We start from the raw sequence: 24,728 nt of genomic DNA on the forward strand, positions 1-24,728 counted from the left end.
CTGACATGACACCACGTTCGAATAGCCTGCTGAACCGCTGCGCGGCGAAGCTTGAAAGGTTGACCGCCTGGGCCGGTCCTTTCTCCAGCCTGCTGCAATTGCTTCTGCTCGGGCTGCTCATCCTCTCGCTGTCGCGCGCCGGACTGGTCGCCTGGCAGTGGAGCAGGGTGGCGCCGACCGGCATCCCGCTGCGGATCTTCGTGCAGGGTGTGCGGGCCGACCTGATCCTGCTCGGCTATTTCCTGGCCATCCCCTTGGTGCTGTCGCCATTGCTGGCGCACCGGCGCACGCAGCGCCTGTGGCGTCTGTTTTCGGTCGGCTGGGCCACGTTCGCGCTGATCTTCATCGTGTTCATGGAAGTGTCCACGCCGCAGTTCATCATGCAGTTCGACGTGCGGCCGAACCGCCTGTTCATCGAATACCTGTCGTATCCGCAGGAAGTCATCGCCACGCTGTGGAACGGCTTCCGCATCGCCCTGGTGCTGGGCGTCGTCTGCACCATTTTGTTGGGCGTGGGACTTTACCGGCTGCTCAAGGCCGCCTCGGCCAACATGACCGTTTGGCGTCCGCTGAAACTGCTGCTGGTGTGGCCGCTGCTGGTGGTGCTGGTATTCGTGCAGATCCGTTCGACCACCGCGCACCGTCCGGCCAACCCGGCGCTGTTCGCGCTGACCGGCGATTCGATGGTCAATTCGCTCATCATCAATTCTGCGTGGTCGGTGTTCGACGCACTGAGCTCGATGAGCAAGGAAGCCAATTCCTCCGAAATCTACGGCAAGTACCCGCGCGAGAAGGTCTTCCAGGTTGTCAAGAGCGCGCCGTGGCTCAAGGACGCGCAGTTCACGTCCACCGAGTTCCCGACCTTGCACAAGCAGGTCGCGACCGCCCAGCGCGAGCGCCCGCTCAACCTGGTCATCGTGCTCGAGGAAAGCCTGGGCGCGACGTTTGTCGAATCGCTCGGCGGCGTGCCGGTCACGCCCGAGCTGGAAAAATTGAAGAAGGAAGGCTGGTGGTTCGAGCAGCTGTACGCAACCGGCACGCGCTCGGTGCGCGGCATCGAGGCGGTGGTTGCCGGCTACGGCCCGACCCCGGCGCGCAGCGTGGTCAAGCTGTCGCTGGCGCAGCAGAACTTCTACACCCTGGCGCTGGGCCTGGGCAAGCAGGGCTACCACACCGAATTCGTCTACGGCGGCGAAGCCCACTTCGACAATATGCGTGGTTTCTTCACCGGTAACGGCTTCCAGAAGGTGGTCGACCGGCGCGACATGAAGCCGGTGTTCGAAGGCAGCTGGGGCGCTTCCGACGAGGACTTGTTCGACAAATCGCTGGAGCGCCTGAAGACGCTGCACGCGGCCAACAAGCCGTTCTTCAGTTTGATCTTCACCTCGTCCAACCACGAGCCGTTCCAGTTCCCCGACGGCCGCATCCAGTTGCACGACACCGAGAAGCAGACCGTCAACAACGCCGTCAAGTACGCCGACTACGCGTTGGGCCGCTTCATCGCGCAAGCCAAGAAGGAAGCCTACTGGAAGGACACCGTGTTCCTGATCGTCGCCGACCACGACAACCGGGTCTATGGCGATAGCCTGGTGCCGATCAATAAATTCCATATCCCGGGCTTGATCATGGGTGCGGACATCCAGCCCAAGGTCATCAAGACCATCGCCAGCCAGATCGATCTGGCGCCGACGATGCTCTCGCTGATGGGCATATCGAGCGAGCACCCGATGATTGGCCGCGACTTGGCGCGTGACAGCGACACCCCGGGCAGGGCGTTGATCCAGTTCGATAACTATTTCGCGTGGCTTGAGGGTTCGTCCGCGACGATCCTGCGTCCGGGCCAGGAGCCGTTGCGCGGCCAGTACGACGCCGCCACCAAGACGCTGACCACCAGTTCCACACCGGCCGATCCGCAACTGGTGGACAAGGCCATGTCGCACGTGGTGCTGCCGTCGATCTTGTATCGCGAGCAGCGCTACAAATTGCCAAAGTAAAACCACCGAGTGGGCGCATGTTTGGCAACAGGGAGGGGTTTTCTTTTAAGTAATCATATATTATATGAAAGTATTTAAAATTTAACCCTTCCGACGAGGCTACGCGATGAAAAAACCACTAGGGCTGGCCGTGCTGGCCGCCATGCTTGTAACCGCCTCCGCCCACGCGGCCACGTTCGACTTTTCTTACACCTTCGCCGACAGCACGCAAGTCACCGGCAGGCTCGATGGCACGGCGAACGGCAACCTGGTCACCGGTCTGTCGAACATTTTTGTCAAGATCAATGGTGTCGATTTCGCCGGCAGCGGTTCGCTGCTCGCGGCCCGCTTCGACGGGACGCGTTGGCATAATGATCCGGTGGTTTCTTTTACCGGCCTGCAGAATAATTTCTCGTTCTCGGATGGCCTTTTTCCGGGCAGCTACGATGTCAACTACTTTACCCAGCGTAGCGGGCCCGGAGCCGATTTCAGCTGGCTGGAATCGACACGCGGCTTCAAGAGCAGCGAGATTTATTCCGTCACTGCGGAAGGGACCTTGTCCCGCTGGCGGCTGACCGCCGTCAGCGCCGTTCCCGAGCCTGAGACGTATGCGATGCTGTTTGCCGGTTTGGGCCTGCTTGGCGCGGTGGCGCGTCGGCGCAGACAGGCCTGATTGCCGATCATGCCTGATTTGTTAATGCGCCTGAACGCCAATCCGCTCACAGGCGCGATCGTCAGGGCCATCGGCCTGCCCAACCCGGTGCCGCTGGCGCGGGAGGCGGGGCCGTACGCGGTCCTGCCGTTCGAACGCAAGCGCATTTTGTTATGCCGCACCCCAGGCGGCTACGCAGCCGAGGCCATGGCTGCGGCCTTTGCCCGCGCCGGTGCGGCTGCGCTGGACGCGACCGCTGTTGGTGCTGGAGCGCTCGACATCGTGGCGATGGACGCGACGGGCTGCGAGACGCCACAGGACTACCGGGCGTTGTACGACGGCTTCCATCCGGTCGTGCGGCAGCTGGTTCGCAATGGCCGCGTGCTGATACTGGCGGCCGATCCCGGCGCGGCGACGACGCCTGTCGCCGCTGCCGTCGCGCGTGGCATCGAAGGCTTCGCGCGGTCGCTGGCAAAGGAGACCGGCGCCAAAGGCATCACCGTCAATCTCGGCTATGTGGGCCGCAATGCGCTCGACCGGCTCGACGGCCCGCTGCGCTTCTTCTGCGGCGAACGAACAACCTATGTGACCGGCCAGGCCTTCCATTTGACGGCGGGCGTGGCCGCACCAACCGCCATGCCGTCGACGCAGGTGTTGTCCGGCAAAGTCGCGTTGGTGACCGGTGCGGCCCGTGGCATCGGCCTGGCCGTGGTGGAGCGGCTGGCGCAGGAGGGCGCCACCGTGGTCGCGCTTGACGTGCAGTCCGCGGCCGACGAGTTGCACAAGGCTTGCGAGCGTTTTGCCGCTGCTCCCTTTGTCGCCGATATCGCGGCGCCGGAGACTGCAGAGCGCCTCGCCGCCTTTCTGCTCGAACGTTTCGGCGGTGTCGACATCGTGGTCCACAACGCCGGCATCACGCGCGACCGCACACTGGCCAATATGCAGCAACATTCGTGGGATCTGGTGATGCAGGTGAACCTGGCCGCCGTGATGGCGATCGACCAGCGATTCCTGGAGGGCGGCGTGCTACGCGACGACGGCCGCATTGTCTGCCTGTCGTCCGTCAGCGGCGTGGCGGGCAATTTCGGACAGACCAACTACGCGGCGTCCAAGGCCGCGTTGATCGGCTATGTCGCAGCGCAGGCGCCATTGCTGGCGCCGCGCGGCATTTGCATCAACGCTGTCGCGCCTGGCTTTATCGATACGCCGATGACCGCTGCCATGCCGATGTTCGTGCGCGAGATTGGCCGACGCCTGACTCCGTCAAGCAGAGCGGCCAACCACGCGATGTGGCGGAACTGATCACCTTCCTGGCCACCCCCGCCGCGTTCGGCATCAGCGGCGAGACGCTGCGGGTTTGCGGGCAGGGCCTGATAGGGGCGTGAGCCAGCGCACGGCGAGCACGACGTGGCTTACGGGTTTTTGTCGGCCAGCAGGGCGGCGGTATCCTTCGCCCCCATGGTCTGCGCCAGCGAGATCGCGGTCATGCCCCGGCTGTCGACCGCGTCGACGGCCGCGCCGCGCTCGATCAGCAGCTTGAGGATGTCGGTTCGGTTGAACATGGCGGCCATCATCAGCGGCGTTTTGCCGTCCGGACTGGCGCCTTCGATATCGGCGCCGTGCGCCAGCAGCAGCTCGGCGATGTCCAGGTAGCCTTTGTAGGCGACGCCAGCCAGCGGCGTTTGTCCCTGATCGTTGGGTACGTTCGGATCGGCGCCGGCTTCGAGCAGCACGCGTGCCGTGTCCAGGTGGCCGTGATAGCTGGCGAGCATGATCAGGCTGTCGCCCTTTTCATTGCGGAAACTGACCGGCAAGCCCTTGGCCACCATGCCGGCCAGACGTTCGGCGTCGCCTTCGCGTACCAAAGTGAACACGCCGCGGATGAATTCCAGTGTTTCCGCATCCATCACCGGGGCTGGCGCCGCCGCTTTTTCATTCTCTGCCATGTCGAGCTTTCATAAAAATTGTTCTGAGACGTAAATATGACTAGATTCAATTTTAAGCGATGTACGCTGTCGCACGCGCAAGCCAGAGTCGTCATGCAAATGTCTATATTGCCAGTTCGCCGGCGAAATCGGCCAGCACCCGCACCAGCCGTCCCTCCGCCAGGTGGCCCGCGACGGTGCTGTCGATCGCGCTCGCCTGGCCAACGCCGGCCAGTGCGGCGTCCACCATCAATTCCGGCGTGCCCAGGATCATGGAGCCGGACACCTGCGCCGTCAGCGGCCGTCCTTCCTTTTCAAATTCCCAGCGGCACAAGTTGCCGCTGGCGATCTCGCGGTAGCCGATGCAATTGTGTCCGGTCAATTGGTGTGGCGTGAGCGGTGCCGCGTGGCGCGCCAGGTAGGCCGGCGAGGCGACGATGGCCAGCCGCAGATCTGGCGTCACGCGCACCGCACTCATGTCCTGCTCCACGCTCTCGCCCAGGCGGATGCCGGCGTCGTAGCCGTCGCGCGCGATGTCGACGAAACCGTCGTTGATCGCCACCTCAAGCGTAATGTCGGGGTAGGCCGCCGCCAACCCGCCCAGATGCGACGCCAGCGCCATCTTCGCACCCAGCAGCGAGGAATTGAGGCGCACCGTGCCCTGCGGCCAGTCGCGGAAGCTGTTGACGTCCTCGATTGCGCTGGTGATGCGCGAGAATGCCGGCGCCACCTGCGCCAGCAGGGCCTGGCCGGTCTCGGTCACGGAGACGGAGCGGGTGGTGCGGTTGAGCAGCCGCACGCCGAGCCGTTGCTCCAGGGTGCGCAGCGAGTGGCTCAGCGTGGGCAGAATGTACTGGTCGACGGCGGCTACACCATCACCGCCATGCCCTAGGCGGGCGACGCGGGGATGGTCATGCCGGATTTTTTCAGGTAAGCTTGGCGCCGTTGTGGCCAAAAGCCACCGCCGTATCGGGAGAGACTGTTCCAGGCATGCCTGCAGAACAGCGCCGAAGGAGCAACCGCCCCGGAAACTCTCAGGCAAAAGGACCGATACAGCACTTTAAACTCTGAAGAGCGGCAGGACTTGGACGTCGTCCACCCGCACCGAAGGAGCAAGCGCTGCCGCCATCGCGGCGCGGCGTGAATCTCTCAGGTCCAGAACAGAGGGGGTGTCTTTGCGCATGTGCGCCGAGACCATCCCCTTTGACGGTCTGGAGTCCTGCATGAAAACCATAGCAATCATCGGCGGCGGCATCACCGGCGTCAGCACCGCGTACGCACTCGCCAAACGCGGCTTTTCCGTCACCCTGCTGGAGCGCCATCGCTACGCGGCGATGGAGACCTCGTTTGCCAACGGCGGCCAGCTGTCCGCGTCCAACGCGGAAGTCTGGAACCATCGCTCCACCATCGCCAAAGGCCTGAAGTGGATGCTGAAGAACGACGCGCCGTTGCTGGTCAATCCCAAACCGAGTTGGCACAAGCTGTCGTGGTTCGCCGAATTCATCGCCGCCATGCCGCACTACCGCGACAACACCGTCGCGACCGCGCAGCTGGCGCTGGCTGCGCGCGAGCACCTGTTCCAGTGGGCCAGGGACGAGGGCATCGAGTTCGACCTCAAGCGCGAAGGCATCCTGCACATCTACCGCGACCGCGCGGGATTCGAACACGCCGCCGGAGTGTCCAAGCTGTTAATGGAAGGCGGCCTGTCGCGCCGCGCCGTCACGCCCGAGGAGATGCGCGCCATCGAGCCGGCGCTGCGCGGCGACTACTACGGCGGCCACTACACCGTCAGCGACAGCACCGGAGACATCCACAAGTTCACCACCGGGCTGGCGCGGGCGGCGCAGCGGCTGGGCGCCGAACTGCGCTTCGGCCAGCACGTGACGGCCATGCGGGCGGACGCCGGCGGCGTGAGCATCACGGTCGAGGAGGACGGTTTCAGCGACACCACGCGCTACGACGCGGTGGTGGTGTGCGCCGGCACCGCCAGCCGCGCGATGGCGGCCATGCTGGGCGACCGCGTCAACGTTTATCCGGTCAAGGGTTATTCGATCACCGTCCACCTGAACGACGCCGCCAGCCAGGCCGCCGCGCCCACCGTCAGCCTGCTCGACGATGAGACCAAACTGGTGACCAGCCGGCTGGGCGACGACCGCTTCCGCGTGGCCGGTACGGCCGAATTCAACGGTTTCAATCGCGATATCCGCGCCGACCGCATCGCGCCGTTGGTGAAGTGGGTGCAGCAGTGCTTCCCCGGAGTGAGCACGCGCAGCGTGACGCCGTGGGCCGGACTGCGGCCGATGATGCCCAACCTGATGCCGCGCGTCGGTCGCGGCAAGGCGCCGACGGTGTTCTACAACACCGGCCACGGGCACCTGGGCTGGACCTTGTCGGCGGCGACCGCCGATATCATCGCCGATACAATTTTGAGCGCTTCCGAAAGCGCAGCGGGGCGGCCGTCGCCGGTGGCGCTGGCGCGCGTGGCGTAGCGAAGGTCACATCCGGTAGCCGGGCAGCAGGCTCGCCTGGCTGACCCATTCGGCAAATTGCGCTTCGTCGAGCGGCTCGTCCTCGCGGATGTCGAGATGGCGCACGCCGGGGGTCTTGGAGGCGCCCGGCGGCAGCGGATCGAGAAAGCCGCCGTTGAAGAAGGTCACCTTGAGGTACTTGTTATAGCAGTGAAAACCGAGGAACCAGCCCTGGTCCGCCATGCCGTACAGCGGCGTGTTCCATTTGACGGCCTTGTTGACGGCGGGGACGGTACGGCCGATGATGTCGTCGAGCCGGCGACCCAGATCGCTTTTCCAGGCCGGCATGGCGGCGATATAGGCTTGCACCGGCGCGTCGCCGTAGCCTTTGGGGATTTGCGGGTTGCCGCCCGATAGCCGGACCGGCGTCGTGTGACTGGCAGTGGACGGCGCGGTTTCCAAGGCCTTGGCGGCTGGTTTGCTGGCCATGACGTTATCTCCATTGACGGCTTGTTTGTCGGTCAAGGATACGTTATTTTTGTGCGCGCGCCGACGAAATAGGCATTGACGCCTGTCAGGAGGTCAGCGCGTCCCGCAACGCAGGCGAAGCGTTGGCGATGACGACCCGGTTGCGCCCATTGTGCTTGGCCTGGTACAGCGCGCGGTCGGCGGCCTGGAACAGCGCCGTGGCGTCGACGCCGTGAGCCGGGTATCCCGCCGCGCCGAACGACGCCGTGGTATGAACGGTCTGGCCGCCGTGGGACACTTGCAGCGCCTCGATCTGGCCGCGCACGATGCCGGCGCGTTCGGCCGCCAGCTCGACGGCGCAATCGGGCAGCAGGATCACCATCTCTTCGCCGCCAAAGCGGCACACCACGTCGCATTCGCGCACGTTGGCCAACAACACTTGCGCCACCCGCTTGAGGACGGCGTCGCCGCCGTCGTGGCCGTAAGTATCGTTGGTGCGCTTGAAGTGGTCCAAGTCGAGCACGATGATCGATAGCGGCTTGCCGCTGCGCTGCGCGCGTATCAGCTCGCGGCGCAGCGTCTCGTCCATGTAGCGGCGGTTGTAGAGTTCGGTCAGCGGATCGATGATCGATTGCAGGCGCAGCGTCTCGCGCAGCTTGATGTTACTGAGCGACATGGAGATTTCTTCGCTGAGCGTAGCCAGCAGTTCGCGCTGGCGCTCGAAGATGTCATGCTGTTCGGGCGCGGCATGCAAGGTCAGGCATCCGAGCACGGCATCCTGGGTGACCAGCGGCAGGCACACGCGCGGGCCTGCGCCGCTGTGGCCGGCGCTGCCGTGCTGGCAGCGCAGATCGCCGTCGCCGCCGTAAAAGTGGACCGCGCCGCGCCGCACCGCCCAGCATTGCGACGGCTCCATGGCGTCCGCATCGTCGGCCAGCTCGCCCCACTGGGCCTTGCGCTCGAGGATGTCGCGCGAATTGCGGTACAAATACAGGCTGCCCGATACGCCCGGCACCAGCTTGCGGCAGAAGGTCGAGACGATCAGCGAGGCTTCCTCGACGGTGGCGACGCACTCGAGCGCGTGCAGCATCTCGGCGCTCATCGCCAACTGCTCGTTGCGCAGCGCCGATGCGGCGGCTGCGCGGCGCAACGCCTCGGTGTTTTCCGCCGCCAGCGTTTGCGCCTGGTCGCGCGCGCGCAGCGAGCGCAGGCCCACCAGCAGCGCCACGCCGAGCAGTATCATCTCGGCGATATTGACCGCGGCGCTGATGTACATGGCGTTACGCGCTTCCCGGGTCAGTTTGTCGCGCAACGCGTTGCGGTGGACCGACAGCGACGACAGCCGGTCGCCGATGAGGTTGCGCAGCATTTCCATCTGCGTGCGGCCGGCGCCGGTCGCGACCACCTTTTCTGCGGCGGCGAATCCCTGCTCGCGACGCAGCTGGATGGTTTCGGCCAGCAGGGCGAGTTTGCGGTCCATCGTCACCTTGATCTTGGCGAGCGCCTCGCGCTCACCCGGGTCGGTGCTTTCTTCCGACAGGTTGGCCCGCAGCGGCTCGATCATGCCCACCGCCGCATGGTACGGGTGCAAAAATTCCTCCTTGCCCGTCAGGATGAAGCCGCGCTGCCCCGTCTCGGCGTCCACCAACAGCGCCAGTATCGATTGATAGTGGCTCTCTTTGGCCGAGGTGGCTTTCAGCTGTGTCATGGTGTGCTGGACGCTGCGGTTGGTCAGGAACGGGAGCGTGCCGACGCCGCCCATGAAGACGAGTAGAACGAAAGCTAGCCACTTGATACGGGTTTCATTAGAAATCATGTCGTTGCCGTCTGGTTTGCATGCCCCATGATGGAGCGAAAATATTGTGTCGCAAAGCAAGTTCGTCCATGGTTCGATCCTACGGCCCTATTCGTCGTGCCGCCGCCACACCACGGCCGCAAAAGTCGGTGGATTTGCTGATGAGCTCGCATGCCTTTTATCAAGAAAGTCCGCTAAGATATTGGCATTTCGTTCATCAGGAGCCGTTATGCCCCGCCAGTCAGTCCCCTTAGCCGCCTTGTTGCTGGTTTTTACCGCATTCAATTGCAGCGCCAGCGAGTCGGCCAATGGCAGTTTCACCGCCACCAAGAGCTGCGAGGCATTCTCGTCCTTCGCCAAACAAAGCAATCCGGGCGCGCAGAAGATCGTGCCCGGCACCGAGTACACGGTGCGCGAAATCAACAAGGTCGATTACGACTGGATCCGGGTCGAGGTACCGGGCGCCACGCCCGCATTGCGTTGGGTGCGCAAGGAATGTGGCACGCCGGAGTTGAGCGACAAGCCGAGCAAGGCGCAGCGCGGGCGCGAAAGTGCGGCAGCCGCCGCCTCCGGCGCCTCGTGCAACGTCGCCAACAAGCAGGACAGCTATCTGCTGGCGATCACCTGGCAGCCGGGTTTTTGCGAACACGTTAAGTACAACGGCAAAAAGCCGGAATGCGACGCCATGAACGGCGGCAAGCTGGAGGCCAAGAACCTGAACCTGCATGGCCTATGGCCGAACCGGAAGGAGTGCGGCACCAACTACGGCAGCTGCCAGGGCGAGCAGTTTTCGCTGAAGCAGGAAACCATCGACAAGATCGCACCGTGGATGCCCAACTTCTTCTACGAGCGCACCTTCGGTGCCTACGAGTGGAACAAGCATGGCAAATGCCAGGCGCTGTCGCCGGACGACTATTTCATCAAGGCCGTATCGGCAGTGAAGGTGGTGAACGATTCGGAAGTAGGCAAGATCGTGTTGGGCAGTGTGGGCAAGTCGTTCCGCGTCAACGATTTCTTCGAACGGGTCAAGGCAAGTTATGGCGCCCAGGTGGCCGACAGCATCACGCTGATTTGCACGCAGCGTAAATATCTGCAGGAGATCCGCGTGACGTTGCCGCTCGAATTCCGCACCGACGGTGAGCTGAAGCAAATGGTCGGTAGCGCCGCGCGGGCAGGCACCCGCGCGGTGGGCTGCGGCGACGAGGTGTATGTGGAAGACGCCGGCCGGGATTGACCGGACGCCCGGCTTCAGTCGATGGTGACGGCGCGCGCCTTTTTGCGCTGCGCCTTGCACTTGTACATGGCATCGTCGGCGAGCGCGATCAAGCCGTCGGCGGTGCTGGCCGACTGCGGATACATGGCCACGCCGATGCTGGCGGCGGCCAGCAGTTCATGCCCGTCTATCGCGTAGGGCATGGCCAGGCGGTGCGAGAGTTTTTCGACGACGCCGGCCGCGTCGTCCTCGCCGCTGGCGACCAGCACCACCGCGAATTCGTCGCCCCCCAGCCGTGCCGCCATGTCGGATTTACGCAGTTCGGCGCGCAGGCGGCCGGCGGCGTCTTTCAATAGCTCGTCGCCGGCGCCGTGGCCGTAGGTGTCGTTGATGAATTTGAAGTTGTCCAGATCCAGATACAGCACCGCCATCGATTCCTGATTGCGCTCGCTGAGATTCAGCTGGCGCGCCAGGAACTCGGTGAACATGGCGCGGTTGGCCAGGCCGGTCAGCGGGTCGTGCGTGGCCTGGTGCTTGGCCAGCGCGTGCATTCTGGAGGCCTTGACCAGCGCCTGTCCGACCTCGTTCGCCTCGCGCAGGCCGTAGGTGGCCGGCTCGATGCTGTCGCCGGCGCCCAGCGCGAGCGCCGGCGCCACCAGGTCGCGGATCGAGCGGCTGATGCGGTTGCCGATGTGCCAGGCGAACAGCAGGCCACCGCCCAGCAGGAGGACGGTCGACAGCACAAGCGTCCACAGTTTGCTGAGCAGCTGGGCATTCAACACCTCGATGGGGATACCGATGGCCACTGTCCATTGCGAATTGCTGGCTTTGGCCAGCACGGCCAAGATAGGCTTGCCGTCAAGTGTTTTGGTTTCGAAAACGCCTTCCGCCTGCTCCTGCAGCCGTTCCAGCACCTCGGGAATCGCTTGCTGTCCGACGTAGCGCTGCATGTCGCTGGTGCGCGCGACCACCGTGCCCGCGTTATCGAGGATGGTGGTGATCCAGTGTTCGGGATATTGCTGCTGTTTGAGGATGGTGCCGAAGCGCTCCACCGTCACCACCGCGCTGAGCGCGTGGAAGCCGGTGGTTTTTCTGGTGACCGGGATGCCCACCGAGACGATATAACGCTTGGAGACGGGGCCCATGAACACGCGCGAAATAGCGGTGGTGTCGTTGTCCTGCATATAGGTGAACAAGCGGTCGATGCTGGCGCTGGGCAGCGCGCTGCCATAGGGCTTGAAGGTGTTGATCAGTTGCTGCCCCGTGCCGTCTTCGAGCACGATGGTGAAAATATCCTGGTTGGCGCAAATGGCGCGCGCCTGCTCGTAAAATGGTTTGAGGTCGTCGCCGATCAGGCTGGGGGAGGTGGCGAGTGCCTTCAGCGTCGATTCGATGACGGCAAATTCCTTATCGATCGACATCGCGTTGGCGTGGGCGGCCGTCATGGCGCTGCGGATGAAGGCGGCGCGCGCAAGCTCGTAGTCGGAGGCGATCATCCTGACGACCATCAGCGACGCCGGAACGATGCACGCAACCACCAGCCAGATCAGCCTGGTTCGAATAGAAGGCGCATGAGCTAATTTCATGATTGATGCTACCTCGCTGTCATTATTTTTAGTGAGGCGCGATTTCCCTCTTTTCGTAATATTGCAATATGGAAAGTGCATCGGTAAGCCAGTCTATCCCTTTGTTTTTATTTTCTGTACGAAAATGTTTAGATGGCAGGGAAGGGCCTTGGAGGGCTTGAGATTTATCGTCTATCATGTTGACCAGTCTCAAACCAAGCCATTATTTCGGAGCCTCAATGCAACTCGTCAGCTGTACCGAAGAGCGCCATGCGCCCGCCATTCTCGCCATCTTCAACGACGCGATCGCCAACTCGACCGCGCTCTACGAGTATCATCCGCGCACGATGGAAACCATGAAGAACTGGTTCGCGGCCAAGCGTGCCGGCGGCTATCCGGTCATCGGGCTGGAGGATGCGGCCGGCGAGCTGCTGGGATTCGCCAGCTACGGCGCGTTTCGCGGCTTTCCGGCAAATAAATACTCGGTCGAGCATTCGATCTACGTGCGGGGCGACCAGCGCGGCAAGGGGCTGGGACGCACGTTGCTAAGCGCCATCGTCGACGCCGCCCGCGAGGCGGACCTGCACATCCTGGTCGGCGGTATCGACGCCGCCAACGCCGCCAGCATCGCCTTGCACGAGCAGCTAGGATTCGTGCACGCAGGCACTATTCGCCATGCAGCGTTCAAGTTCGACCGCTGGCTGGACCTGGCGTTTTATCAGCTAATGCTGAGCACTCCGGCGCATCCGGTCGACGGCTGATGCCTGCGTCGCTTTGGCGGCCAGCCGCGCACGATGGCATGATCGTCTTGCAATTCCGCAGTCGCAGACCTATACTGCGCCGGTAGTCAGCTTCTGGTATCTGCAAATGATCGTTTGCAGATTTAAATGGGAAGCCGGTGCGTCGTTCCACGGGAACGGCAATGCCGGCGCTGCCCCCGCAACGGTAAGCGAGGTCAAGGATTTGTACGATGCCACTGTGCGATTGCATGGGAAGGCGCAAATCCAGGCGTGTCCGCACGGACGCCCACTCGCCAGCCCGGAAACCAGCCAGTAGCGGTAAACACGTTTGTATTGCGGAGGGCGATACGGGTGGAGAACTGTCATGGTTTGATCCGCGCATCTTTCGTTCCGGTTCTTCCCTGGCGCCGCATTCGTCTCTCCCCTGGTTCATCTCCCGATACGAGCTTCCCGACCCCGTGGTCGTCGCTGCTTTTCGGAGAAACCAATATGTCCATCAACACCCATTACGCCGGCCGGATCGATGCGCATGCCCGTCCCGTCGCCCTGAAAGACAGGCTGGTTGCCGCTTTGATGGCTGCGAGCCTTGGCGCCGTGCTGCTGTTCGGCGCCGGTTTCGCATCGATGGAAGCGCTGCACAACGCCGCCCACGACAGCCGCCATTCGGCGGGCTTCCCGTGTCATTGAGCCGTACCGGGGCCGGCGCGGGCACCGGCATGTTCAATCGCATAGTGCGCACGGCGGCGGCAGCCGGCCTGCTGGCCGGGTTGATGCTGACCGGCGTGCAGCACTTGCAGGTGACGCGCATTATCGCGCAGGCCGAGGTGCTGGAATCGGCGGGCGAGGCGGCGCCGGAGGTGCATGCGCATGCCGACGGCGCGCAGCACCCGCACGAAGCCGCGCATGATGGACCCCATGAACATGGCGGCTGGCAGCCGGCGGATGGCGCCGAGCGGACGCTTTACACGGCGTTGGCCGACGTCAGCATGGCGGTCGGCTATGGCTTGCTGCTGGCGGCTGCCATCGGGCTGCGTGGACGGCTGGTCGATTGGCGATCGGGCCTGTTGTGGGGCGCCGCCGGTTACGCGGTGTTCTTCCTGGCGCCGTCGATTGGATTGCCGCCGGAGCTGCCCGGCACGGCCGCCGCGCCGGTCGCCGCCCGCCAGGGCTGGTGGATCGCCACCGCGATGTCGACCGCCACCGCGCTGGCGCTGCTGGCCTTCGGCCGCCATTGGGCGCTCAAGTTGGCGGCCATCGCGCTGCTGGTGCTGCCGCATTTAGTGGGCGCGCCACAGCCGCTGGTCCATGCCAGCGTCGCTCCCGAGCATTTGCAGCGTTCCTTCGTCTATGCCACCGCGCTCGCCAATGGCGTGTTCTGGGTGGCGCTTGGCGCGCTGACAGGCTTCTTCCATCAGCGCTTCGCTAATCGATGAGAACCCATCACCGTCATATTTTCATGTGCGTCGGTCCGCGTTGCGCTCCCGTCGAGGGACGCGCGCAGGCCGTGTTCGAGCGCATGGGCGAAATGATCGATGCCCATCCGGAGCTTGCCGTCAAGCGCACGCGCACCCATTGCATGGTGGCCTGCCGCTACGAAGGGCCGGTGATGGTGGTCTATCCGGAAGGCGTCTGGTACCAGCGCGTGAACGAAGCCAACGCGGAACGCATCGTCAGCGAGCACCTGATCGGCGGTCGCGAAGTGGCCGACCTGATATTCCACCGCCTTGGCGAAGGCGACACCTGCGCACCGGAACCAAAAGATGATTGAACCGACATCCGGCCCGGCGCTTCTGGCACTGCTGACGCATGCTTCCAACGATTTGACGGTGCTGCACCAGGCCCGCGCGCAACTGCCTGCGGGCTTCGGCGGCGTGGCAGGCGTGAACCTTCAGTCGCTCGATGCCGAGACCTCGATGACGGCGTTGCTGGAGCGGGACTTGCGCTCGGCTCGGGTGATTATCGTGCGCGTGCTTGGCCGGCTTGGCGGCGTGCCGGGATTTACGGAGCTGGTGGATTACGCACGTCGCCATGGTCGGCATTTGATCGTGGTCAGCGGCACCGGCGAGCCCGATCCGGAGCTGGCCGCCGTGTCGGCGGTGTCGGCGGACGTGCTGCAGATGACATTGAAGTACTTCCAGGCCGGCGGTAGCGCAAATCTGGCGCAGTTGCTGCGCTATTTGTCGGATCACTTGTTATTGACGGGCTTCGGCTTCGAGTCGGCGCACCCGCTGCCGGAACACGGCATTTATCACCCCGACCTGGCGCCCGGCGCTGGCCTGGCGGATTGGCTGGCGCTGCGCGATCCGGCGCGCCCAAGCGCGGGCATCGTGTTTTACCGCGCCCACTGGATGAGCGGGAACACGCGCTTCGTCGATGCGATGCTGACCGCGCTGGAGGCGCGCGGCATGAATGTGCTGCCGGTGTTTACTTCTTCCCTGCGCGCCGGAGCCGGCGACGATGGCGGCTTGCCCAGCGCTCTGCGCTACCTGGCCGATGCCACGGGCGCGCACGTCGATGTGCTGATCAACACCACCTCGTTCGCGATGGGCGAGATCACGCCGGGCGGCCCTACACCCGCCGGATGGTCGGTCGGCGTGCTGGAGAAGCTCGACGTGCCGGTGCTGCAGGCTATCACCAGCGGCATGACGCTGGAACAGTGGAGCCAGTCGGCGCGCGGCCTCAATCCGCTCGATACGGCGATGAACGTGGTATTGCCGGAGTTCGATGGCCGCATCATCACGGTGCCGCTGTCGTTCAAGGCGCGTGCTGCGGGTTTGCCGAACGAGGCGGTCGAATATGACCCGCTGCCTGACCGGGTGGCGCGTATTGCCGGCATCGCCGCGCGTTTCGCGCGTCTGAAACGGCTGCCGAACGCCGAGAAACGCGTCGCCTTCATGTTCACCAATTCGAGCAGCAAGGCCTCGCAGATCGGTAACGCGGTCGGGCTGGATGCGCCGGCGTCGCTGATACGAATCCTGGAGGCGATGCGGGCCGACGGCTACGATGCGGGTCAATCCACCGGTGACGGCACCGCGCTGATTCATGACCTGATCGAGCGCTGCTCCTACGATAATATCTATGTGACCGCCGAGCAGATGCAAAACGCAGCCGGCCGGGTGCCGGCGCAGCGGTATGCGCAATGGTTCGCGGAGCTGCCCGCATCGATGCGCGAGAAAATGACCGCGCAATGGGGCGAGGCGCCCGGCGAGGCGTATGTCCACGATGGTCATTTGTCGCTCGCGGGCATCGAGATGGGTAATGTGTTCGTGGCGTTGCAGCCGCCGCGCGGCTATGGAATGGACCCGGACGCGATCTATCATCAGCCGGACCTGCCGCCCACGCATCACTACTATGCGCTGTATCGCTGGCTGCGGGACGAGTGGCGCGCCGATGCCATCGTCCATGTGGGCAAACACGGCACCATGGAATGGCTGCCAGGGAAGGGCGTAGGCTTGTCCGAGGAGTGCTTCCCGGATGCGTTGCTGGGCGACCTGCCGCTGTTTTATCCGTTCATCATCAACGATCCGGGCGAGGGTTCGCAGGCCAAACGGCGCGGTCACGCGGTCGTTGTCGATCACCTGACCCCGCCGATGACCACCGCCGACACCTACGGCGCGCTGGCGCAATTGACGCAGCTGGTCGACGAGTACTATCAGGTCGAAGTGCTGGACCCCGCCAAGCTGCCGCTGTTGCAGCAGCAGATCTGGGAACTGGTCAAACAGACCAATCTGAATTCGGATTTGCAGATGCGGTTGCTGCATCATGATCATGACCATGATCATGACCACGGCCATGCGCACCATCATCACGACCACGATCACGATCATAGTCACGATCATGGCGATGGCCTGCCGGCGGCGCTATCGGCAATGGGCGGCTCGGATGTCGCCCACCTGATCGAAGACCTTGACGGCTACCTGTGCGAACTGGGTTCGGCCCAGATACGCGATGGCCTGCACATCCTGGGCCGCTGCCCGGACGACGAGCAAATGCCGGACATGCTGGTGTCGCTTACCCGTCTGCCCAACCTCGATATTCCCGGTCTTCAATCGGAGGTGGCGCGCTTGTTCGGCTTAACCATGGACATGCTGCTGGACCAGCAAACCCGCCGTCTGAACGTGGTGCCGGCGCTGGCCCGGTTGGCGGACCGTCCCGTCGTCTCGCGCGCCAATGCCCTCGATGCTGTGGACGTCCTTTGCCGGCGTTTGTATGATGAACTGGGCGCCTGGCGGTACGATCCGGCGCGCATCGATGCGGTGATCGATCGGGTATTCGGCGCGCTCGATGCGGCCGATGCGGCAATGCCTCTGCTGCAACCGGCGTTGCGCGCCAAGGTCAATGTGCTGTCGCAGATGGGGAAACCGCGCGCCAAACCGGCGGAGCCGCGACCACAGTCACACGCTCCCGTTGTCGCGAACGGGCCCGCGCGCTTCGACGCGATCCGCCGCATCCTGGGTTTCGCCTGCCGTGAGCTGGTGCCGAATCTGGCCCGCGCGACCGACGAAATCGACAACCTGCTCAATGGTCTCTCGGGCCGTTACGTGCCGGCCGGTCCTAGTGGATCGCCGACGCGCGGTATGGCGCAGATTCTGCCGACCGGCCGCAATTTTTATTCCGTCGATCCGCGCAGTGTGCCGTCGCAGTCGGCATGGCGGGTCGGCCAGCAGCTCGCACGCGAGGTGCTGGAGCGCTACCAGCGCGAGAGTGGCGATTATCCGGAGAGCGTCGCTATCAGCATCTGGGGCACCAGTGCGATGCGGACGCACGGCGACGACGTGGCGCAGATCCTGGCGTTGCTGGGCGTGCGGCCTGTCTGGCGGGCCGAGAGCCGACAGGTCAGCGGTGTGGAGATCATCGCGCTGGATGAACTGAAACGACCGCGTATCGACGTCACCACCCGCATCAGCGGCTTTTTCCGCGACGCCTTCCCGCAGCTGATCGATTTGATAGACGACGCCGTCAACCAGGTCATCGCGCTGGACGAGCCGCTGACGCACAATTTCGTGCGCAAGCACTATCTGGCCGAGCTGGCGGACTGGCTGGGGCAGGGTGTCGATCAGGATGAGGCAAAGCGCCGCGCCGGTTATCGCATCTTCGGCGCCAAGCCGGGCGCGTATGGCGCCGGGGTGCTGCCGCTGATCCAGCACCGCAACTGGGATGCGGATGCCGATTTTGCCGAAGCCTATGTCAACTGGGGTGGCTATGCCTATGCGCGCGGCACGCAGGGCACGGACCAGCGCGACGCTTTCCGCATGCGCCTTGGCGGCGTGCAGATCGCGTTGCACAACCAGGACAACCGTGAGCACGATATTTTCGACAGCGACGATTACCTGCAATTCCATGGCGGGATGATCGCCACGATTCGCGCGCTGAGCGGTCAACAGCCGCGCCACTATTTTGGCGATAGCCACGATCCGTCGCGCGCGCAGGTGCGCGACCTGAAGGAGGAAACGCTGCGCGTGTTCCGATCGCGCGTCGTCAATCCCAAGTGGCTCGCCAGCATACAGCGGCACGGTTACAAGGGAGGCCTGGAGCTGACCGCGACGGTGGACTATTTGTTTGGCTACGACGCCACCGCACAGGTCATGGACGACTGGATGTACGAGGACGTCGCGCAATCCTATGCCTTCGATCCGGCGATGCAGCAGTTCCTGCGTGACGCCAATCCCTGGGCGCAGAACGCCATCGCGGAACGGTTGCTGGAAGCCGCGAGCCGGGGCATGTGGGCCGAGCCGCGCGCGGAGACGCTGGAACAACTGCGCGAGCTGTATCTGCGCAGCGAAGAACTGCTTGAGGAGCGCGGCGAAACCCCGCGCCACGGATAGGATGCGCCATATGAATTTTCCTTTCACCGCCATCGTCGGTCAGTCGACATTGCGCACCGCGCTGATGTTGTGCGCGGTGGACCCGAGTATCGGCGGCGTATTGATACGTGGCGACAAAGGCACCGCCAAAAGCACCGCCGCGCGTGCGCTGGCCGATGTTTTGCCGCGCATCGAGCGCGTACCCGGCTGCGCGTTCAATTGTGCTGCCGGCGCGCCGTGCGAGCATTGCGATGTGTGCGGCGACCGTGCGCCGGAACTGTCCACCGTTCCTTTCGTCACGCTGCCGCTGGGGGCGACCGAGGACCGCGTTCTGGGCAGCCTCGATATCTCGCGCGCGCTGCAGGACGGTCAACGTGCTTTTCAACCGGGCTTGCTGGCGTCGGCGCATCGCGGCCTGCTGTATATCGACGAAGTCAACCTGTTGGCGGACCATCTGGTCGACGTGCTGCTGGACGTGGCGGCCATGGGTGTCAACAGTGTGCAGCGCGATGGCCTGTCGATCCGTCACGCGGCGCGCTTTACCCTGGTTGGCACGATGAATCTGGAAGAGGGCGACTTGCGCCCGCAACTGCTGGACCGTTTCGGCCTGATGGTAGAGGTGACCGCGCCGCGCGAGAAAACGGAAAGGTCGGAGGTAGTACGGCGCCGTATCGCGTTCGAGGCCGATCCGGCCGGTTATGTCGAGCAATGGCGCGATCAGCAGGACGCGCTGCAAATCCGGCTGGCGATGGCGCAGGCATTACTGCCGACGGTCGTGCTGGACGAGGCCATGCTCGACTTGATCAGCCACTTGTGCTGCGAGTTTGAAGTGGCGAGCCTGCGCGCCGATATCGTCATGCACAAGACCGCGCGGGCGCTTGCCGCGCTGGAGGGCAGGGCGGTGGTCGGCCTGGCCGATATACGAGGTGCGGCCGAGCTGGTGCTGCCGCATCGCCGCCGGCGGAAACCGTTCGAGCAACCGGGGTTGGACCAGCAGCGCCTCGATGACTTGATGCCACCGCCCCCCAGCGAACCGCATTCGCAGGAGTATTCGTCCGAAAACCAGGACGCCGATGCGCGGGAAGATACGCAACCCGGCCAGGGAAACGATGAACAGGTTTTTGGCGCCTCCACAAGTGGCGCCGCGCCGCGCATTACGGTGGAGTCGGCGATGGAGTGCGTCCATACGCAAGGGCGCCGTAGCGCTGCCGACAACACGGCGCGAGGGCAGATGCTGCGTGCGGTGCCGAATGAACAGCCGACCAGCATCGCCATCGGTGCCACCTTGCGGAGTGCGGCGTTGCGCGATCCTGCGAACATGCGCGTGATCCGCTCCGACCTGCATCAGCAGGTCAAGGCTGGCACCAGCGGCAACCTGATTATATTCGTGGTGGACGCCTCCGGTTCGATGGCGGCGCAGCGCCGCATGGAGGCGCTCAAGGGAGCGGTGCTCAATTTGCTCACCGACGCCTATCAGCAGCGCGACGAAGTGGCCGTGGTGGCGTTTCGCGGTCAGGAGGCCCAACTGCTACTGGCGCCCACCCGCAGCGTCGATCTGGCCGAGCGGAACCTGAGGGAACTGCCGACCGGCGGCCGTACGCCGCTGCCGCACGCGCTGCAAATGGCGCTGGACGTGGTGGAGCGGGCGAAAATAGCCGCCGTTAGCGGGGCGCCTTTGTTGGTGCTGATGACCGACGGTAAAGCCAACGTGGCGCTGGCGGACAGTGGCGACGCCTGGCGCGAATCGCTGGATCTGGCGGAAGTGCTGGCCGAGCGCCGGATTCCATCGCTGGTGATCGATACCGAGAGCGGTTACACCCGCTTCGGCCGCGCCGCGCGTCTGGCGGAGGCGCTGAGATCGGAGTGCCTGACGATGGAAGACCTGTCGGCCGATAACCTCGCGCTGACAGTACGCGTCCGGCTGGCCGGTGCATGACGTGATAAAGAGATAACCTGGGAGCGGTTGGTATGATTATTTGTATAGGTGCGGGGCCGGGCGATATCGGCTATCTGACGCAACGCGGCGCGCAGTTGATACGCGAGGCGGACGTCGTCGCCGGCTTCGAGGCGGTGCTGAACGTCGTGCGCAGCCTGATACCGGAGACGTCGAAAGTGGTCAGCATGGGTTATCGCGACCAGGTCGAACAGCTGGACAAGGTCGCGGTGGACCATCACGCCGGCAAGCGTTGCGTGGTCGTCTTCATGGGTGACATCCATTTCAGCGGCTTCCAGTATCTGGAGCGCGTCGAACGCGCCTGCGGCCATCCGGTCGAATCGCTGCCCGGCATATCGTCGGCACAGATACTCGCCTCGCGCGCCAAGGTGTGCTTCGACGAGACCACGTTTATTACCTTCCACCGCCGTGGCGATCTGGAGCCGTTCAAGCGCCATCTGGTGCATGTACTGCAGGATCAGCGCAACGCCATCGTCATTCCATGTCCGTGGGATGCCGCGCGCTCGTTCATGCCTTGGCATATTGCCGCCTATCTGATCGAGCAGGGTATTCCGCCGTCGCATCCGACCGAAGTATGGGAAAACCTGACTCGGGGCGAGGCTGAATGGCATGGCACGCTGGCCGAATGCGCCGACCATCAATGCTCCGACATGAGCATCATGTTGATCCGTACGCTGGCGCCGATGGACAGCCAGATCGAAGCGGCGCCGCAAAAATGACGGCAAGCGAGAAATTTGGCATCGTGATTGCCGGCCATGGCAGCCGCGATCCGGACGCGGTGCGCGAGTTCGAAGCGCTGGTGGAACTTGTGCGGGAGCGCGCACCTGAGGACGCGGTCAGTCACGGTTATCTGGAATTCGCCAGCCCGACCATTGCCGAGGCGGTGGCGGACAATCTGGCCGCCGGCGCGCGGCAAGTGGCGGTGGTGCCGGGCGTTCTGCTGGCAGCACGCCACGCCAAGAACGACATGCCGGCCGAGATGCAAGCCGTGGCGCGTGACCATCCCGAGATCGACTTCCATTTCGGCGCGCCGATGAGCCTTGATCCCAAGCTGCTGCAGCTGGCGCAGGAGCGCATCGTCGCCGCCGAAGCGACATCGCCGCAGACGATCAGGCGTTCCGACACGTGCCTGGTGGTGGTGGGGCGCGGCACGACCGATCCGGACGCGAACGGCGAAGTGGCCAAGCTGGCGCGCATGCTGGAGGAAGGCATGGGCTTCGGCACGGCCTTCGTATGCTATTCGGGCACGGCGCAGCCATTGGTTGCGGATGGACTTCGCAGCGCGGCGAAGCTGGGCTACGCGCGGATCGTCGTGCTGCCGTTCTTTTTGTTCGACGGGGTGCTGGTGAAGCGCATCTATGCGGCGGCGGACGACTTGCGCGAGCGCGAACCCGGGCTGGAGGTGCTCAAGGCCGGTTACTTCGGCGTCCACCCCCTGGTTGCCGACGTGATGATCGAGCGCGCGCGAGAGGCGGTCGCCGGTCGGGCGGCGATGAACTGCTCGCTGTGCAAATACCGGGTGCAGATCGTCGGTTTCGAGCAGCAGGTGGGCGAGCCGCAGCGTGCGCATCATCTTGCGGTGCGCGGGTTGTTGGCGCAGACCGATGCGGCGGGCGGACAGCCGGCCAGCGCGGAACCTGTCTACAAAACTTACGTTCCGCATCCGATCGAGGCGGAGAGCTTCCGCATCATCGCGGCGGGGCGTGACTGGACGGCTTTTCCGCCGGACCAGCTGACGGTGCTGCAACGCCTGGTCCACACGAGCGGCGATTTCGACGCCGTCAATGACATTTACTTCTCGCCGGGCGCCGTCGATAGCGGTATCCGCGCGCTGTTGCGCTGCAAGCGCGTTCTGACCGACGTGACGATGGTGCAGACCGGTCTTAAACGCGCGCTGCTGGAGGAATTGGACATCGACACCTGGTGCGGCGTGCATGACCGCGAGACGCACCTGATGGCCGAACAATATGGCATCACGCGGTCGGCCGCCGGCATCCGGCGTGGCTGGGAGAAGTTCGGCAACGACGTGGTGGTGGCGATCGGCGACGCGCCGACGGCGATCTTCGAAGCGGTGCGGCTGATTCGCGACCATGGCTGGCGTCCGCAGCTCATGATCGCGCTGCCGGTCGGCTTCGTGGGCACGCGCGAGAGCAAGGACGCCTTGCGGCGCTGCCTGCAAGTGCCGCGCATCACCAATAGCGGCACGCGCGGCGGTTCGCCGTGGGCGGCCAGCGTCGTCAACGGATTGTTGATCGACGCGCTCAACCAGCTGGCGGGCTATGGCGCCGGAGATGACGCTGGCTGAGCGCCAGCCTTTCGATCTGAGCGTGCCGGCCATGAATGGCCTGCGGCGCGGCCGCACAACGGGCAGCTGCGCCACGGCAGCGGTCAAGTCGGCATTGAGGCTGATGCTGCACGGCGAGCGTGACACGCAGGTCGATGTCAGCCTGCCCGATGGCGTGCACTTTTTGACGGTGCCGATACAGCATGTGGACTGGCTGGATGAACAAGCGGTGAGGGCGGAAGTGCTGAAGGACGGCGGCGACGATCCGGACAACACGCACGGCGCCACGATCTACGCCGAGGTGCGCCGCAACGCCGCCGGCGAGGTAAGGTTCTTCGCCGGTCGCGGAGTCGGCATCGCCACCGCGCCGGGTTTGCGGGTGGCGGTCGGCGAGCCGGCCATCAACCCGGTGCCGCGCCAGATGATGCGACGCGCGGTGGCCGAGGTGCTCGCGGATGCAATGGCGGAACCGGCCAATGCCGGTTTCGATTTGACGATAGGCTGCGAGGGCGGCGAGATCATCGCCAAAAAGACCTTCAATCCGAGGCTGGGCATCGTGGGTGGTATCTCGATCCTGGGCACCTCCGGCATCGTCGAACCGATGTCGCTGTCGACGTGGATAGCCTCGGTCGAGGTGTATGTGCGGGTGGCGTTGGCGGGCGGCCAGCAATGCGTGGCTTACCTTCCGGGCAAGATCGGCAGGGAGTTTGCGCGCGACGTGCTGCGGCTGCCGGAACAGCGCACCGTGCAGATCGCGAATTTTCTGGGCGATGCGCTCGACTTTACGCAGTCGGTGCTGACCGAGGACGACCGCGCGCTGGATGTCCTGTGGCTGGCCGGCCATCCAGGCAAACTGGCCAAGGTGCTGGACGGCGCCTGGGATACGCATTCCAGCAAGAGCAACATGGCCATGGGCGGCGTGGCGCGCGTCGCCGCGCAGTGGGGCTACGGCCCGGAAGTGGTAAACGATATTGAAACAGCAAATACAGTGGAAGCGGCAATGGAAAGATTAAAGCGGGAACCCGGCGCGCCGGCATTTTGGCGTGAGATTGAGCGCCGCATCGGCGAATTGGCGCACGCGCGCGTGCCGTCGGTCAAACGACTGGAGGTACGACTGTTCGACCTGGCCGGCAATCTGCTTGGGGAGCGGGCATGAGCGGCGTGGGCACCCTGTGGGGTATCGGCGTCGGCCCTGGTCCGGCCGGCTACCTGCCGCTGGCGGCGCTGGAAGCGTTGCGCCAGGCGGATCTGGTGTACGCACCGCGCGCGCGCGGCGCGGCCGATTCGGTGGCGCTGCAATGCCTGGCCGGCACGGGGTTCGAGCCGGATGCGGCCAAGCTGCGTGAAATCGAATTCAATATGGACCCGGACCGCGCGGTGCTCAGCGAGCATTACGCCCAGCTGGCGGACATGATCGCGGCCGAATTGCGCTCCGGCCGCAATGTGGCCTACCTGACCATCGGCGACACGCTGACCTATTCGACTTACGGATATGTGCTGGCGGCGCTGCGCGAGCGTATCCCCGGACTGCCGCATCGGACCTTCCCCGGCGTGACCAGTTACGCGGCTGCGGCATCGGCGCTGGCATGGCCGCTGGGAGAAGGCAAGGAGCGCGTGCTGATATTGCCGTGTCCCGAGACGCCGGAGGAGCTGCGGCGCGATATCGAAAGCCACGATATCGTCGTCTTGATGAAAGTGGGCGCTCGTCTGGTGTGGGTACTCGATTTGCTGCGCGAGATGGACATCGCCCAGCATTGCGCGTTCGCCCGACGTATCGGCTTGCCGGGCGAGCTGCTCGCTTCCGGTGTCGGCGATCTGGTGGCCGACGAGGCGATGGGCTATCTCGCCACCTTGCTGGTCCGTCAAAAACCGCGAAAGGAACGTTGA

General features: G+C 64.3%; 19 protein-coding genes, 1 pseudogene and 3 riboswitches. Of the genes and pseudogenes, 15 read left to right on the forward strand and 5 right to left on the reverse strand.

The window, feature by feature from the left end; genetic code table 11:
- The first annotated feature begins 5 nt into the window (after positions 1-5).
- From ACZ0BA_RS07140 to ACZ0BA_RS07150, 3 genes and pseudogenes are all read left to right on the forward strand, one after another.
- On the forward strand, positions 6-1,994 hold the full coding sequence (locus ACZ0BA_RS07140) for an LTA synthase family protein (protein WP_463450627.1): 1,989 nt from the start codon (positions 6-8) through the stop codon (positions 1,992-1,994).
- A gap of 556 nt (positions 1,995-2,550) precedes the next feature.
- A pseudogene (locus ACZ0BA_RS07145) lies at positions 2,551-2,646 on the forward strand (FxDxF family PEP-CTERM protein); the annotation flags it as partial.
- A 9-nt stretch (positions 2,647-2,655) separates the two neighbouring features.
- Entirely contained in the window at positions 2,656-3,927 is a 1,272-nt protein-coding gene (locus tag ACZ0BA_RS07150) for a 3-oxoacyl-ACP reductase (RefSeq protein WP_463450628.1), read from the forward strand.
- Between the two features lie 110 nt (positions 3,928-4,037).
- On the opposite strand, the gene ACZ0BA_RS07155 is transcribed toward ACZ0BA_RS07150, so the two are convergent.
- Together ACZ0BA_RS07155 and ACZ0BA_RS07160 are read right to left on the reverse strand one after the other, a co-directional pair.
- On the reverse strand, positions 4,038-4,571 hold the full coding sequence (locus ACZ0BA_RS07155; protein WP_463450629.1) for an ankyrin repeat domain-containing protein: 534 nt from the start codon (positions 4,569-4,571) through the stop codon (positions 4,038-4,040).
- Positions 4,572-4,674: 103 nt separating this feature from the next.
- The gene (locus ACZ0BA_RS07160; protein ID WP_463450630.1) at positions 4,675-5,505 is read right to left on the reverse strand and encodes a LysR family transcriptional regulator; all 831 of its coding nucleotides are present in this window, start codon (positions 5,503-5,505) and stop codon (positions 4,675-4,677) included.
- 5 nt (positions 5,506-5,510) lie between these two features.
- Positions 5,511-5,610: riboswitch (glycine riboswitch) on the forward strand.
- Positions 5,611-5,724, forward strand: a riboswitch (glycine riboswitch).
- 49 nt (positions 5,725-5,773) lie between these two features.
- Here ACZ0BA_RS07160 and ACZ0BA_RS07165 point away from each other — a divergent pair.
- Positions 5,774-7,039, forward strand: coding sequence for a D-amino acid dehydrogenase (locus ACZ0BA_RS07165; protein ID WP_463450631.1), 1,266 nt, complete (start codon positions 5,774-5,776; stop codon positions 7,037-7,039).
- Between the two features lie 6 nt (positions 7,040-7,045).
- On the opposite strand, the gene ACZ0BA_RS07170 is transcribed toward ACZ0BA_RS07165, so the two are convergent.
- Complete coding sequence (locus ACZ0BA_RS07170; RefSeq protein ID WP_463450632.1) at positions 7,046-7,507, reverse strand: DUF1801 domain-containing protein; 462 nt, start codon at positions 7,505-7,507, stop codon at positions 7,046-7,048.
- Positions 7,508-7,592: 85 nt separating this feature from the next.
- Positions 7,593-9,302 carry a sensor domain-containing diguanylate cyclase gene (locus tag ACZ0BA_RS07175; RefSeq protein WP_463450633.1) on the reverse strand — a complete coding sequence of 570 codons (1,710 nt, stop codon included), beginning with the start codon at positions 9,300-9,302 and terminating at the stop codon, positions 7,593-7,595.
- Positions 9,303-9,510: 208 nt separating this feature from the next.
- On the opposite strand from ACZ0BA_RS07175, the gene ACZ0BA_RS07180 reads away from it, so the two are divergent.
- Positions 9,511-10,515 (forward strand): ribonuclease T2 family protein, encoded by a 1,005-nt coding sequence (locus ACZ0BA_RS07180; RefSeq protein ID WP_463450634.1) that lies wholly within the window; start codon positions 9,511-9,513, stop codon positions 10,513-10,515.
- Between the two features lie 14 nt (positions 10,516-10,529).
- Here the strand turns inward: ACZ0BA_RS07180 and ACZ0BA_RS07185 are convergent, their stop codons facing one another.
- Positions 10,530-12,080: a diguanylate cyclase domain-containing protein gene (locus ACZ0BA_RS07185; protein ID WP_463450635.1), complete on the reverse strand. Its 1,551-nt coding sequence runs from the start codon at positions 12,078-12,080 to the stop codon at positions 10,530-10,532.
- Positions 12,081-12,298: 218 nt separating this feature from the next.
- Between ACZ0BA_RS07185 and ACZ0BA_RS07190 the strand changes: the two genes are divergently transcribed.
- The 10 genes from ACZ0BA_RS07190 (at position 12,299) to cobI (ending at position 24,728) form a co-directional block, all read left to right on the forward strand.
- Positions 12,299-12,820, forward strand: a complete 522-nt coding sequence (locus tag ACZ0BA_RS07190; protein ID WP_463450636.1) for a GNAT family N-acetyltransferase — start codon at positions 12,299-12,301, stop codon at positions 12,818-12,820.
- 77 nt (positions 12,821-12,897) lie between these two features.
- Positions 12,898-13,127, forward strand: a riboswitch (cobalamin riboswitch).
- 161 nt (positions 13,128-13,288) lie between these two features.
- Entirely contained in the window at positions 13,289-13,486 is a 198-nt protein-coding gene (locus ACZ0BA_RS07195; RefSeq protein WP_463450637.1) for a CbtB domain-containing protein, read from the forward strand.
- Positions 13,487-13,515: 29 nt separating this feature from the next.
- Positions 13,516-14,232, forward strand: coding sequence for a CbtA family protein (locus ACZ0BA_RS07200; RefSeq protein ID WP_463450638.1), 717 nt, complete (start codon positions 13,516-13,518; stop codon positions 14,230-14,232).
- Positions 14,229-14,567, forward strand: coding sequence for a (2Fe-2S) ferredoxin domain-containing protein (locus ACZ0BA_RS07205; RefSeq protein ID WP_463450639.1), 339 nt, complete (start codon positions 14,229-14,231; stop codon positions 14,565-14,567). The genes ACZ0BA_RS07200 and ACZ0BA_RS07205 overlap by 4 nt, the downstream gene beginning before the upstream one ends.
- A complete protein-coding gene (locus tag ACZ0BA_RS07210) occupies positions 14,560-18,624 on the forward strand; it encodes a cobaltochelatase subunit CobN (protein ID WP_463450640.1) in 4,065 nt (1,354 codons plus the stop codon). Before ACZ0BA_RS07205 ends, ACZ0BA_RS07210 begins: the two co-directional genes overlap by 8 nt.
- A 10-nt stretch (positions 18,625-18,634) precedes the next feature.
- The gene (locus ACZ0BA_RS07215) at positions 18,635-20,539 is read left to right on the forward strand and encodes a putative cobaltochelatase (protein ID WP_463450641.1); all 1,905 of its coding nucleotides are present in this window, start codon (positions 18,635-18,637) and stop codon (positions 20,537-20,539) included.
- A 32-nt stretch (positions 20,540-20,571) separates the two neighbouring features.
- A complete protein-coding gene (locus ACZ0BA_RS07220) occupies positions 20,572-21,276 on the forward strand; it encodes a cobalt-precorrin-7 (C(5))-methyltransferase (protein ID WP_463450642.1) in 705 nt (234 codons plus the stop codon).
- On the forward strand, positions 21,273-22,862 hold the full coding sequence (locus tag ACZ0BA_RS07225) for a precorrin-8X methylmutase (protein ID WP_463450643.1): 1,590 nt from the start codon (positions 21,273-21,275) through the stop codon (positions 22,860-22,862). Before ACZ0BA_RS07220 ends, ACZ0BA_RS07225 begins: the two co-directional genes overlap by 4 nt.
- The gene (gene cbiD, locus ACZ0BA_RS07230; protein WP_463450644.1) at positions 22,849-23,997 is read left to right on the forward strand and encodes a cobalt-precorrin-5B (C(1))-methyltransferase CbiD; all 1,149 of its coding nucleotides are present in this window, start codon (positions 22,849-22,851) and stop codon (positions 23,995-23,997) included. The genes ACZ0BA_RS07225 and cbiD overlap by 14 nt, the downstream gene beginning before the upstream one ends.
- Complete coding sequence (gene cobI, locus ACZ0BA_RS07235) at positions 23,994-24,728, forward strand: precorrin-2 C(20)-methyltransferase (RefSeq protein ID WP_463450645.1); 735 nt, start codon at positions 23,994-23,996, stop codon at positions 24,726-24,728. Before cbiD ends, cobI begins: the two co-directional genes overlap by 4 nt.

It is taken from the genome of Duganella sp. AC917 (assembly GCF_979258245.1).

Coding starts and splice junctions, on each gene's coding strand:
- cbiD (WP_463450644.1), top strand. CDS start 22,849: ATGACGCTGGCTGAGCGCCAGCCTTTCGATCTGAGCGTGCCGGCCATG.
- ACZ0BA_RS07185 (WP_463450635.1), bottom strand. CDS start 12,080: ATGAAATTAGCTCATGCGCCTTCTATTCGAACCAGGCTGATCTGGCTG.
- ACZ0BA_RS07150 (WP_463450628.1), top strand. CDS start 2,656: ATGCCTGATTTGTTAATGCGCCTGAACGCCAATCCGCTCACAGGCGCG.
- ACZ0BA_RS07215 (WP_463450641.1), top strand. CDS start 18,635: ATGAATTTTCCTTTCACCGCCATCGTCGGTCAGTCGACATTGCGCACC.
- ACZ0BA_RS07205 (WP_463450639.1), top strand. CDS start 14,229: ATGAGAACCCATCACCGTCATATTTTCATGTGCGTCGGTCCGCGTTGC.
- ACZ0BA_RS07195 (WP_463450637.1), top strand. CDS start 13,289: ATGTCCATCAACACCCATTACGCCGGCCGGATCGATGCGCATGCCCGT.
- ACZ0BA_RS07165 (WP_463450631.1), top strand. CDS start 5,774: ATGAAAACCATAGCAATCATCGGCGGCGGCATCACCGGCGTCAGCACC.
- cobI (WP_463450645.1), top strand. CDS start 23,994: ATGAGCGGCGTGGGCACCCTGTGGGGTATCGGCGTCGGCCCTGGTCCG.
- ACZ0BA_RS07180 (WP_463450634.1), top strand. CDS start 9,511: ATGCCCCGCCAGTCAGTCCCCTTAGCCGCCTTGTTGCTGGTTTTTACC.
- ACZ0BA_RS07225 (WP_463450643.1), top strand. CDS start 21,273: ATGACGGCAAGCGAGAAATTTGGCATCGTGATTGCCGGCCATGGCAGC.
- ACZ0BA_RS07155 (WP_463450629.1), bottom strand. CDS start 4,571: ATGGCAGAGAATGAAAAAGCGGCGGCGCCAGCCCCGGTGATGGATGCG.
- ACZ0BA_RS07220 (WP_463450642.1), top strand. CDS start 20,572: ATGATTATTTGTATAGGTGCGGGGCCGGGCGATATCGGCTATCTGACG.
- ACZ0BA_RS07175 (WP_463450633.1), bottom strand. CDS start 9,302: ATGATTTCTAATGAAACCCGTATCAAGTGGCTAGCTTTCGTTCTACTC.
- ACZ0BA_RS07200 (WP_463450638.1), top strand. CDS start 13,516: ATGTTCAATCGCATAGTGCGCACGGCGGCGGCAGCCGGCCTGCTGGCC.
- ACZ0BA_RS07210 (WP_463450640.1), top strand. CDS start 14,560: ATGATTGAACCGACATCCGGCCCGGCGCTTCTGGCACTGCTGACGCAT.
- ACZ0BA_RS07170 (WP_463450632.1), bottom strand. CDS start 7,507: ATGGCCAGCAAACCAGCCGCCAAGGCCTTGGAAACCGCGCCGTCCACT.
- ACZ0BA_RS07190 (WP_463450636.1), top strand. CDS start 12,299: ATGCAACTCGTCAGCTGTACCGAAGAGCGCCATGCGCCCGCCATTCTC.
- ACZ0BA_RS07140 (WP_463450627.1), top strand. CDS start 6: ATGACACCACGTTCGAATAGCCTGCTGAACCGCTGCGCGGCGAAGCTT.